Source organism: Pseudomonas sp. CYM-20-01 (assembly GCF_023169845.1).
Taxonomy (GTDB): domain Bacteria; phylum Pseudomonadota; class Gammaproteobacteria; order Pseudomonadales; family Pseudomonadaceae; genus Aquipseudomonas; species Aquipseudomonas azotoformans.
In genome coordinates this window covers 2,714,191-2,725,743 of record NZ_AP025169.1, presented here as the reverse complement: position 1 = coordinate 2,725,743, position 11,553 = coordinate 2,714,191, and the positions used below count along the sequence as shown (strand labels likewise).

Annotated in this window: 10 protein-coding genes; 1 reads left to right on the top strand and 9 read right to left on the bottom strand. The window is 58.8% G+C overall.

The window, feature by feature from the left end; genetic code table 11:
* Nucleotides 1-170 precede the first annotated feature (170 nt).
* From M2497_RS12455 to M2497_RS12420, 8 genes are all read right to left on the bottom strand, one after another.
* The gene (locus M2497_RS12455; protein WP_248487764.1) at nt 171-716 is read right to left on the bottom strand and encodes a peroxiredoxin; all 546 of its coding nucleotides are present in this window, start codon (nt 714-716) and stop codon (nt 171-173) included.
* Nucleotides 717-759: 43 nt separating this feature from the next.
* Complete coding sequence (locus M2497_RS12450) at nt 760-1,461, bottom strand: TerC family protein (RefSeq protein WP_248487763.1); 702 nt, start codon at nt 1,459-1,461, stop codon at nt 760-762.
* 122 nt (nt 1,462-1,583) lie between these two features.
* Nucleotides 1,584-2,900, bottom strand: coding sequence for a CitMHS family transporter (locus tag M2497_RS12445; protein ID WP_248487762.1), 1,317 nt, complete (start codon nt 2,898-2,900; stop codon nt 1,584-1,586).
* 190 nt (nt 2,901-3,090) lie between these two features.
* A complete protein-coding gene (locus tag M2497_RS12440; protein ID WP_248487761.1) occupies nt 3,091-4,731 on the bottom strand; it encodes an acetolactate synthase large subunit in 1,641 nt (546 codons plus the stop codon).
* A gap of 20 nt (nt 4,732-4,751) precedes the next feature.
* Nucleotides 4,752-5,537 (bottom strand): fumarylacetoacetate hydrolase family protein, encoded by a 786-nt coding sequence (locus M2497_RS12435; RefSeq protein ID WP_248487760.1) that lies wholly within the window; start codon nt 5,535-5,537, stop codon nt 4,752-4,754.
* Between the two features lie 16 nt (nt 5,538-5,553).
* The gene (locus M2497_RS12430) at nt 5,554-6,594 is read right to left on the bottom strand and encodes an isocitrate/isopropylmalate family dehydrogenase (RefSeq protein ID WP_282579048.1); all 1,041 of its coding nucleotides are present in this window, start codon (nt 6,592-6,594) and stop codon (nt 5,554-5,556) included.
* A gap of 27 nt (nt 6,595-6,621) precedes the next feature.
* The gene (locus M2497_RS12425) at nt 6,622-7,542 is read right to left on the bottom strand and encodes an NAD(P)-dependent oxidoreductase (RefSeq protein ID WP_248487758.1); all 921 of its coding nucleotides are present in this window, start codon (nt 7,540-7,542) and stop codon (nt 6,622-6,624) included.
* 20 nt (nt 7,543-7,562) lie between these two features.
* Nucleotides 7,563-9,326 carry an IlvD/Edd family dehydratase gene (locus M2497_RS12420; protein ID WP_248487757.1) on the bottom strand — a complete coding sequence of 588 codons (1,764 nt, stop codon included), beginning with the start codon at nt 9,324-9,326 and terminating at the stop codon, nt 7,563-7,565.
* A 139-nt stretch (nt 9,327-9,465) separates the two neighbouring features.
* Here M2497_RS12420 and M2497_RS12415 point away from each other — a divergent pair, with 139 nt between their 5' ends.
* Entirely contained in the window at nt 9,466-10,356 is an 891-nt protein-coding gene (locus tag M2497_RS12415; protein WP_248487756.1) for a LysR family transcriptional regulator, read from the top strand.
* A gap of 52 nt (nt 10,357-10,408) precedes the next feature.
* On the opposite strand, the gene M2497_RS12410 is transcribed toward M2497_RS12415, so the two are convergent.
* Nucleotides 10,409-11,500, bottom strand: coding sequence for an NADH:flavin oxidoreductase/NADH oxidase (locus M2497_RS12410; RefSeq protein WP_248487755.1), 1,092 nt, complete (start codon nt 11,498-11,500; stop codon nt 10,409-10,411).
* Between the last annotated feature and the right edge of the window lie 53 nt (nt 11,501-11,553).

Below are 11,553 nucleotides of genomic sequence, written 5' to 3'. Positions count from 1 at the left end.
TTTGGCGGGCATGATAGGCCAAATCATTAACAATTGAAATCCATTCTCATTGGCAGCTTTTCAAGTAACCACTGTGTATCAACGCAAAAAAAAGCCCATCGAATGATGGGCTTTTCATTTCAAGTGTCCGCAAGAAGCGGTTTTCGTCCACGCACCTCAGAGCGCGCTTGTCATGCTTCAGTCAGCTTGTTTTCGACAATCCACACAAGCACCTCGCTTGCATTGGCGCCGGGATCCTGAATGTCTTCAAATACTTTTACGACACGCCCCTCCTGAGTGATCAGCGTTGTTCGGGCATAAAACGTTTGTCCTTCCACATCAAAGGTTTTCAGCCCCAGGCTGGATGCCAACGTGCAGTTGGGGTCTGAGAGTAAGGGGTAGTTAAGGCTCATGCGCTCTACGAACTCTTGCTGGTACGTACTCGCCTGAGTCGAAAGCCCAAACACAGACAAGATGCCTGACTCTGCCAGTTGATTGCGTGTGTCTCTAAACCCACAGGCCTGAGGGGTACAACCTCTGGCGCCGGGAACATCGGACAACCCCTCAGGTGCAGGTTCGTTCGGGTTTCCGGTGCGTGGGTAAATAAAGAGCACACACCACCCTGCAAGACTCGACAAGTCGACATCTACGCCCGTTGTAGAGGGCAACGCAGTTGCGGGCAGTCGACGCCCGAGCAAACTGTTAACGCGGTGATCGGTAGACGAGTTGTTATTCACAAAGCCTCCAGGTTATGGGTTCTGTCTGCATGTATCAGTTGTGTTAGAGGGACGCGTCCTCTCTTTCAGGTTTCGACTTGATCCTGGCGTAGCAATAGCCCGCGCAAATAACCAGCGCCGCCCCGGAACTTGACGCAACGTAGTGCAGGGTTTTATCGACAGTTATGCTGGACTGCACGAGGATGTCCGAACTTGCCATTGCGCCAGCTATCCACCCGAGCAGCCCGGCGCCGAATATGACCACCTGCGGGAACCGGTCGATCAGGGCGAGCAAACCCTTGCTGCCCCCTACGATGATGGGGATGCTGATCAACACGCCCAGGGAGACCACCCACCTATCTCCGCCTGCGGCGCCCGCCAAGGCCAGGACGTTGTCCAGCGACATAATGGCGTCGGCGATGACAATCGTTTTTATCGCGCCCAGTAGCAGGGTTGTCGCCTTGACGGCGCCGTGGTTGTCGTCTTCTGCCTGCATCAATTTGATACCCACGCCTACCAGCAAAATCGCCCCGACGATTTTCAGGCCGGGCAGTGACAGCAACTGCATAGCAAAGAAGAGCATGAGTATGCGCAGCATAATGGCACCCGCCACGCCGAAAAAAATCGCCTTGCGTCTAAGGTGCAGGGGAAGATTTCGACACGCCAAGGCGATGACCACGGCATTGTCGGCCCCCAACATGATGTCAATGGCGACAACTTGCGCGATCGCCAGCCAGGTACCTGGCTGGCTCAAGAACTCAATCAACTGAAAACTCCTGGCTGCGGTGCAGCGAGCATTGGATAGGTTCAAACCGTGGGCATTCGGGGCTGTGCATTTGGGTGTCGAATTACCCCTGGCGAGCGAGACAGCCCTGTAGCGCGTAGCATCTAAGTGAGTTGGTAAAGTGGAAATGCCCCGAATAGCAGCCCGCCCGCCAACAGGCTCAAACTGGAAAGGATTGCCCACTTCAGGGCAAAGCGCTGGTGGTCACCCAGATCGACCTTCGCCAGGGAAATCAGTAGATACAACGCCGGCACCAAAGGGCTGAGCAAGTGCACAGGTTGACCCACGATGGAGGCACGAGCGATCTCCAGGGGGCTGATGCCATATTGAGCAGCGGTGTGGGCGATTACAGGCAGGATGCCGAAGTAAAAGGCATCGTTAGACATGAAGAACGTCAAAGGCATGCTGACCAGTGCAGTGAACGCCGCAAGGAACGGACCGAAACTGTCGGGGATGACACCCAGCAGGCTTTTGGCCATGGCGTCTACCATGCCAGTCCCGGAAAGAATGCCGGTAAATATACCCGCCGCGAATATCAGCGCCGTCACTGCCAATACGTTTGATGCGTGGGCAGCAATCCGCTCCCGTTGTTGCTCAATGCTTGGGTAGTTGACCACTGTCGCGATCGCGAACCCCACCATGAACAATATCTGAATAGGCATTGCATCGACGACGAGGCAGGCAATCAATACCAAGGTAACGATCAAATTGGGCCAGAACATTTTGGGGCGTCGCAGATTTTCACACTCTTCTGCCGAACCATGCCCCAAGGCCAGCGAGCCGTTATGAAAGTCTTCCAGCTGTATCACGCCCAGTCGAGCACGCTCGCGGCGACCCAGCACGATGGCGGTGAACACCAGCATCGCAGCGGCAATCAGCATGGCGGGAATCATCGGCAGAAATATATCCAGCGCATCCACGTGCAGCGCGGCAGCGGCACGGGCCGTGGGGCCGCCCCACGGTGAGATATTCATGATTCCGGTGGCAATGCTCAGCAGGCAAGTGAGACCGAGAACGTCCATGCCAAGGCGCCGGTAGAGCGGCAAAAATGCAGCGCACGCGATCATGTACGAGGTGGAACTGTCACCATCGAGCGACACGAGCATGGTGAGTATCGCGGTGCCCACTAATACTTTCAGCGGGTCGCCTTTTACCAACTTGAGAATATTGCGTACCAGTGAATCGAACAGCCCGGCATCGATCATGATGCCGAAATAGAGAATCGAGAACGTCAACATCACCCCCGTGGGGGCCAACGTCTTGATCCCGTCCAGCATCATCGAGCCCAGCCCGGCAGGGTGACCTCCCAGCACCGCGAAAACGATAGGCACGATGATCAAGGCAATCAGCGCCGACAGGCGCTTCGTCATGATCAGGTACATGAAGCAGATAACCATTGAAAAACCGAGGATTGCCAACATGGCCGGACTCTCTCTTTTTATTAGGCGTACAGGGCCCCAGCGGCCATATCTGGCCGAGCTGAAGATGGTGTGCGGGCAGGCAGGGATCAGGCTAAGGCTCAGGTGCCCCACTGGATGGCAGGCGGTGGATCATGGGAAAACCTCGCGTTTGGGGAACGAAGCACGGTTTCATACCGCTGCACTGACAGTTTCATATCGCTGCGCTGAGCGTCTTGATTTCCCGATGCAGGATGCGGTCATTTTCCGAATAGTCGACCGGGCAGTCGATCACATGCACACCGGGCGTTTGCAGGCAGTGCTGCACCAACGGCGCGAAAGCGCCTGCGCTTTTCACGCGGTGGCCAAAGGCACCGTAGCTTTGTGCGTAGAGCACGAAGTCCGGGTTCGTGTAGTCCAGGCCGAAGTCCTCAAACCCCATCTGCGCCTGCTTCCAACGGATCATTCCGTAGCCGTCGTCGCGCAGGATGATCACCACTAGATTCATCTTCAAACGCACGGCGGTTTCAAGCTCCTGGCTGTTCATCATGAAACCACCGTCGCCGCATACCGCCACAATCGGGGTGTGGGGATAAACCAGGCGTGCCGCCATCGCCGACGGCAAACCGGCCCCCATGGTTGCCAATGCGTTATCCAGCAATACGGTGTTCGGCATGTAGGCCTTGTAGTTGCGGGCGAACCAGATCTTGTAGATACCATTGTCCAGGGCAACGATGCCGTTAGCCGGCATGACCTGGCGCAAGTCCGCAACCAGTCGTTGCGGATAAACCGGAAAACGCTCGTCAGTGGCGCCTTCGGCGACATGTGCCTCGTTGGCTTCGCGAATCGCCAGCAAACGTCGGAAATCCCAAGTGGGCTGCGCAACAATCGCTTCGTTGATCTGCCAGATCGCATTGGCGATATCGCCGACCACCTCGATCTGCGGGAAATACACCGGATCAACCTCGGCGGACCGGAAACTGACATGGATCACTTCGGTACCGCCGCGAACCATGAAAAAAGGCGGCTTCTCGATGACGTCATGACCGATGTTGACGATGAGATCCGCCGACTCCAGTGCACGGTGAACGAAGTCATTGGCCGACAACGCCGCATTGCCCAAAAACCGTGGATGGCGTTCGTCGACGACCCCTTTGCCCAACTGCGTTGTGACGAACGGAATGCCGGTTTTTTCAATCAGTTGAAGCAGCACTCGGGCAGTCGACTTGCGGTTGGCCCCAGCGCCGATGACCAATACCGGGCTACGTGCACCTTGCAACCTGGCAACGGCGGCACAGATGGATTTCGCTTCGGCCACCGGGCGGCGGCTGAGGCTTGGCGCAACGGGCGTGCTGTCGGTGTCTTCGGCGGCGATATCTTCCGGCAGCTCCAGGTGCACCGATCCCGGTTTCTCTTCTTCGGCTAGCCGTATCGCTTCACGGATACGCGATGGAATGTTATCGGCGGAGGCCAGTTGATGGGTGTACTTGGTCAAAGGCGCCATCATCCCGCAGACATCGAGAATCTGGAAACGGCCCTGCTTGGACTTTTTGATGGGCTTCTGACCTGTAATCATCAGCATCGGCATGCCGCCCAGGTAGGCATAGGCGCCGGCGGTCACCAGGTTGGTAGCGCCTGGGCCAAGCGTTGAGAGGCACACTCCGGTCTTGCCGGTAAGGCGACCGTAAGTGGCGGCCATGAAGCCTGCGGGCTGCTCGTGGCGCGTCAGGATCAGCTTGATCGGCGAACGAGACAGCGAGTCCAGCAAGTCGAGGTTTTCTTCGCCGGGGATGCCGAATACATATTCGACCCCTTCGTTTTCCAGGCAGCGCACAACCAGCTCAGCAGCTTTCATTTTTCAATGTGTCCCGAGTTTTAAAGAGAGAACGTCAGCTGTTTATTGAAGTAACTGACTGACAACACGTGACCGGGTCCTTTCAGGTCGAAGGGTTCGCACATGGCGCCAGTCGAGACCAGTTGACCGGCACGCAGCGTCACGCCCCGCTCGGCGGCATGTTGGTAGAGGGCCGCCAGCGAGCTCAGGGGGTCTGTCGCCGTGTCACCAAACAGACCTTTTGCCTTGGGTACTCCGTCCAGATGGACGACAGCCGTTTCAGCCAGCTCACGCATGGCGTGCAGGTCAATGCCCTCGCAAATCGACTTGCCCACGACCAGCGCTTCAAAACCAACGTTATCCGCAGCAAAGCTTGGCCAACCGACTGTCTTGCGGTCGGTGAAACGCGAGCGCACCACCTCGAACGTCACGCAGGTCGTGCGAATATCGTCAGGAACCACCGTCCTGCCCATCAGGGGAGGCAGGTCCCGGTCCAGGACAAAGGCGATTTCGCACTCGATCGTCACCGCGGTATCGGCGGGGAGCTTCAGGTGAATGCCACTTGCATGCAGGCGCGATCTTTCGAGCTGCCCGACCAGGGGCCGTGACAATTTTGCGGCGCGCATTGCGGCGGGGCTGCCCACGCCGAGCTTCCAGCCAGCCAGCGTCCCGCCAGCCAATTCAAACAGTGCGTCCTGTGCGTCATAACCCTGTTCAAGCGTTGGCGGCTTGACGTCGGCAGGCAGCAGGTTCAACAGCTCGCCACTGCGCCACGCATTCAACAAGACTGATGCGGTAGCGTTTGGATCAAAAAGAAAAGTTGTCACGTTGATCTCCGGATTATCAGGCGCGCAGTCGTTGGCAGACGGCGTCGGCAAATTCGAGTGTGGAGGCCTGACCTTTCAGGTCCCCTGTGCGCACATTGTCGATATTCAAGGTGTCGTCGATGGCAACGCGCAGGCGCTGGGCGTGTTTTTCCAGGCCCACATGAGTCAGCATCATGGCCGCTGCCAGCATCAAGGAAATCGGGTTGGCGATACCCTTGCCAGCAATATCCGGTGCAGAACCATGAACGGCCTCGAAAATCGCGGCATCCTTGCCAAAGTTGGAACCCGGCGCCATGCCCAGGCCGCCCACCAGGCCTGCCAATTGGTCGGAGAGAATGTCGCCAAACAGATTGGTGCACAGCAACATGTCGAAGCGCCAAGGGTTGAGCACCAGTTGCATGGCGCAGGCATCAACGATCATGTCCTCTATCTCGACCCGGCCGGCGTACTCCTTGGCGACTTCACGCGCGGCCTCAAGGAACAACCCGGTCAGCTTCTTGAGGATGTTGGCCTTGTGCACGACCGTGATTTTTTTGCGGCCATTTTTAATCGCGTATTCAAAGGCAAACCGCGCAATGCGCTCGCTGCCTTCACGGGTGTTGACGCCACTGGAAACCGCGACTGCACGAGGATCGTCACCCATCGGGATGTAATACTCGTTGGCGACGTAGAAACCCGCCAGATTCTCCCGAATGAGGACCAGGTCGATGTTTTCATAGCGTCCCGGGATCAGCGTCTTGGCGGGGCGGACATTGCCGAACAACTCAAACGTTTCCCGCAGTCGCACATTGGATGAGCGGAAGCCTTCGCCGACCGGCGTCGTCAGCGGACCTTTGAGCACCAGCTTGCGTGCACGGATGCTGTCCAGGGTGGCGCTCGGCAGTGGATCACCCACGGCGGCCACCCCGGCCATCCCCGCTACCTGGACATCCCACTCGAAAGGGCTTCCCAGCGCGTCCAGCACACGGACAGTCGCCTCGACCACTTCCGGCCCGATACCATCACCTGGAATAAGCGTTGCCGGGATTTTGTTTGAGTTTGAAGATGATTTTTCCACAATGGTTTCTCTGTTGTAGATGCCGGGTTACTGAAGATGAGCGATGGCGCCATCGGCTGACGTCGCTGTGGCGCGAAATTCCACGCCTAGCAGCCGCTCATACACTTTGATCATCGCGCCCTTGTCACTGTCGCCATGGCCCTGCAGCACGGCTGTCTGGTAGGTCGCCGTGGCAGCGGATAACACCGGTAGCGGAATGCCCATCTTCGCGCTCAACCCGGCACCACTGATGAGGTCCTTGTAGGCATGCTTGAGCGGGTATCCGCTGCTGAACTGGCCATTCAGAATATGCGGCACAAAAAATTCCGAGGCGTAACTACGCCCTGTTCCACTGTTCACGATTGCGGCGACTTTCTCCGCGTCCAGCCCCAACTTGACGGCCATCGGCAAGATCTCGGCAATCGCGGCGCAGTTGATATCGAACAGCAGCTGATTGATGAGCTTCGTCAGCTGGCCTGCACCGGCTGCGCCCATGTAGAGAGTGTTTGAGGCCATGGTTCTCAAGTAAGGGGCGACGGCATTGAAGACCTGCTCGCGCCCACCGCACATGGCGGTCAGCGTCCCATCGATGGCACGCGAAGCCATTCCGGAAACCGGCGCGTCGAGAAAGTGGATACCCAGCGCAGCCAACCTGGCGTCGATGCTCAGGGTTTGCGCATAACTGATCGTGCTGGTATCGACGACGGTGCTGCCGGGACGCATCCAATTCGCGATGCCGTCGGCACCCAACAGAAAGTTATCGACCACCTCGTCGTCGGGCAGTGACAGAAACACCAGATCGCAGTCGGCCAGGGTGCGGCGATCATTCACCGCTATCGCCCCCAGCCTTTCCAGCTCGGCATAGGCCCGACCGCTGAAGGCATTCACCAGCAAGCCAGGGTGGGAACGGAGCAGGTTGATTGCCATGGGCTTTCCCATTTGGCCCAGCCCGATGAACGCCATTTTCATATTGAAGTTTCCTGATCCGGTCATTTACGCGGTACAGCGCCATTGCGGGTGGTGGCCCGCAGGAAATCGAAATCCACACCGGTGTCCGCCTGAGTAACCGTTTGCAGGAACAGCTTGTGGTACCCCCGTTCGCCGGTGGGTATCAGGACCTGGCTTGCTTCAGCACGGCGGCGCAACTCTTCATCCGGAATCAGCAGCGAAATTTGCCGATTGGACAGGCTGAGGCGAATGCGATCGCCGTTCTGGACGTAAGCCAGCGGGCCACCGACTGCCGCCTCGGGGGTGACGTGCAGAACGATGGTGCCGAACGCCGTACCGCTCATGCGCCCATCAGAGATGCGGATGATGTCCTTCACGCCGGCCTTGGCCAGCTTTTGCGGGATGGGGATGTATCCCGCCTCAGGCATGCCCGGCCCGCCTTTCGGGCCAATGTTCTTGAGCACCAGGACATCCTCGGCAGTCACGTCCAGTTCATCGCTGTCAATTCGGGCGGCGAGATCCGCCATGTTTTCGAAAACCACTGCGCGACCTTCATGCTCCATCAAACCCGCATCAGCCGCCGATTGCTTGATGATTGCCCCGCCGGGCGCCAGGTTGCCGTGCAGTACAGCGATGCCACCCTGGGGATAGATGGGCTGCGAGAAAGGGCGTACCACGTTTTGCGCAAAGGCCGGTTCGGCGCGTTCAAGCTCTTCGCCCAGGGACCGGCCGGTGACGGTCAGCGCGTCAAGGTTGAGTAACGGTTTGAGTTCACGAAGCAACGTGGTCATTCCGCCGGCATTGTGAAAATCCTCCATGTACTGCGTGCCGGAAGGCTTGAGGTCCACCAGTACCGGCGTCTCACGGCTCATACGGTCCAGTGCGGCCAAATCCACGTCGAGCCCCATGCGCCCCGCGATGGCGGTGAGATGGACAATGCCGTTGGTAGACCCACCAATGGCGAGCAGTACACGCATGGCATTCTCGAACGCGGCGGGCGTGAGGATCTGGTCGATGGTTCGACGCTGGCGAGCCATGTCGACAATGCACTTGCCGGTCTCCTCGGCAATTCGCATGCGATCCGAGGTAACCGCCGGTGGCGTAGCGCAACCCGGCACGGTCATGCCAAGTGCTTCAGCGATACACGCCATCGTGCTGGCGGTGCCCATCACCGAGCAGGTCCCCACGCTCGCCACCAGGCGGCTGTTGACGTCTGCGATTTCAACGCTGTCTACCTCGCCGGCACGGAACTTACCCCAGTAGCGTCGGCAATCAGTGCAAGCCCCGACGCGCTCTCCCCGATGACTGCCGGTCAGCATCGAACCGGTGATCAACTGGATGGCGGGGATACCTGCGGAGGCGGCGCCCATCAATTGCGCAGGGACGGTTTTGTCACACCCACCAATCAGGACCACGGCGTCCATGGGCTGCGCCCGAAGCATTTCTTCGGTGTCCATCGACATCAAGTTGCGCAGGTACATGCTGGTGGGCGCCGAGAAGCTTTCGCCGATAGAGATCGTCGGAAATTCCATTGGCAAGCCACCGGCGTGCTGGATTCCACGCTTCAGGGCTTCGACCAGTTGCGGCATGTTGCCGTGACAAGGGTTGTACGCACTGCCGGTGGAAGCGATGCCAATGACGGGTTTCTCAAGCGCCCCATCGGTGTAGCCCGAGCCTTTGATGAAGGCTTTTCTCAGAAACAACGAAAAGCCTTTGTCGCCGTAGTTGGTCAGGCCCCGACGCAGGCCCGAGGCTTCACTCGAATCGTTCAGGGCATTGGAAGGCAGGTCATCGTCAAAAGGCATGGCGTCATATTCCGTATTGCAAGGGAACGGGAATGTTGTGAGGCCATACTAGGAATGCTTGCTCATCATGTGAAATATATTGTTATGATCACTTTGATCACAAAATGTGATGTTATTTTGAACGGGGAGTAACCTCGCAGTGAATCTGAAAGCCCTCAAATGCTGTGTCGAAATAGCCCGTCTCGGCAGTTTCACCAAAGCGGCTCAGTCGATGCACATCGCACAACCGGCGCTGAGCATGGCCGTGACGCGCCTTGAGGAGGAGTTGGGTGTTGTGCTGTTCAACCGCGCACCACGACAAATCACTGTCACGGCCGAAGGCCAATGCTTTCTGAACCGCGTGGAACTGGCACTGCTGGAGCTGGATATGGCGCGCCAGGAACTTCGCGATATGGCTCAGTTGCAGAGCGGCGAAATAAAGCTGGGTGTGCCGCCGATGTTCGGGATCAACTATATCCCGGACCTGCTCCGCGCCTTCCGATGCGAGTACCCCGGGATTGTCATGACCGTCATCGAGGGCAGCGCGGACGCAATCAGCCGACGCCTCGAAAACCGTGAAATCGATGTGGCATTGCTCGAATCGCGGCGAGTGGGGAGCGCATGGGAATCGGTGCTGCTTGGCAATGACGAAATGGTGCTGTGCATGCGAGAGGATCATGCTCTGGCGACCGAACCCCACCTCGAAGCCCATCAGTTACAAGGCGCAGAAATGGTGGTTTTCGATGAGACATTTATGCAGCGTCATCTGCTCGATGCCTTCTGCGAGGCCGCTGGCGTGAGTTATCGAATCGCACTGCAAAGCAACTTCGTCTCCCTGGTGACCAAGGCAACCTTCGATGGCATGGGCATATCCACCCTGCTGCGTTCCGTTCAGGAACGCGAACCGGGGATCGTGGGCGTACCGTTCAAACCCGCCCAACCCATGAGCTTCAGACTGTGTTGGCGAGCCAACGAGTACCTTTCCCTGGCGAACAAGCGCTTCGTGGACTTTGCCCAGACGGCGGGCTTCTTCAACAGCCCCTCAGTTTGAGATGCCGCCAAAAAGCCACCCTTGCGAGTGGCTTGCGTCTGTGGCTACCGCCTCAGCGATAACGTTCCAACCAATGCGCGTAAGGCGCAGGCAAGGTCCACGAGGACTTCTCGACCCCCAGTTCCTTGGCCGCAAAATACGCCCAATGCGGGTCGGCCAGGTGCGCACGCCCCACCGACACCAGGTCCAGGTGCCCGGCCTGCAACGCACCTTCCGCCAGTTGCGGCGTGCCGAAGCCCCAGGCTGACGTGACCGGGATACCAGCTTCGCGACGTACACGCTCGGCAATCGGCCCCATGAACGCCGGGCCCCACGGGATGTGGGTGTCGGGGATGGTGAAACCGACGCTGACGCTCAGCAGGTCCAGGCCACCGGCCTTGAAACGGCGGGCCAGTTCGATGGATTCGGTGAGGGTCTGCTCGTCGTGGCCGTCGTACTCGATCACGCCGAAACGTGCGGTGAGCGGCAGGTTTTCCGGCCAGACTTCACGCACGGCGGCCAGGGTTTCCAGGAGGAAACGGCTGCGGTTGTCGAAGCTGCCGCCGTAGGCATCGGTGCGCTGGTTGGAGTGTTCGGAGAAGAAACTCTGGCCCAGATAACCATGGGCAAAGTGCAACTCGATCCACTCGAAGCCGGCGTCACGGGCGCGGCGGGCGGCGTCGACGAAGTCCTGGCGCACCCGGGCGATGTCGTCCAGGGTCATGGCGCGAGGCACCTGTGGCAGGTTGGCACCGAAGGCGATGGCCGAGGGAGCGATGGTTTCCCAGCTGCGGGCGTCGGAGGCGGCGATATGGTCATCCCCTTCCCACGGACGGTTGGCGCTGGCCTTGCGGCCGGCGTGGCCGATCTGGATGCCCGGCACGGAACCGGCGGCCTTGATCGCCTGGACCATCGGCACGAACGCCTCGGCATGCGCATCACTCCACAGGCCCGCGCAACCGGGGGTGATACGGCCTTCCGGCGCGACAGCAGTGGCTTCGACCACCACCAGGCCGGCACCGCCACGGGCCATGCTGGCCAGGTGCACGAGGTGCCAGTCGTTGACGATGCCGTCATCGGCCATGTATTGGCACATCGGCGGGATAGCGATGCGATTGCGCAGGGTGACATCTTTGAGTTTGAACGGTTCGAACAGTGCGGCCATGGGACAACTCCAGTGAGCAGGTGGTTGATTCGATAGTTCGATGGTAATCGAAC

Coding starts and splice junctions, on each gene's coding strand:
- M2497_RS12445 (WP_248487762.1), bottom strand. CDS start 2,900: ATGTTGGCAATCCTCGGTTTTTCAATGGTTATCTGCTTCATGTACCTG.
- M2497_RS12440 (WP_248487761.1), bottom strand. CDS start 4,731: ATGAAAGCTGCTGAGCTGGTTGTGCGCTGCCTGGAAAACGAAGGGGTC.
- M2497_RS12425 (WP_248487758.1), bottom strand. CDS start 7,542: ATGAAAATGGCGTTCATCGGGCTGGGCCAAATGGGAAAGCCCATGGCA.
- M2497_RS12420 (WP_248487757.1), bottom strand. CDS start 9,326: ATGCCTTTTGACGATGACCTGCCTTCCAATGCCCTGAACGATTCGAGT.
- M2497_RS12410 (WP_248487755.1), bottom strand. CDS start 11,500: ATGGCCGCACTGTTCGAACCGTTCAAACTCAAAGATGTCACCCTGCGC.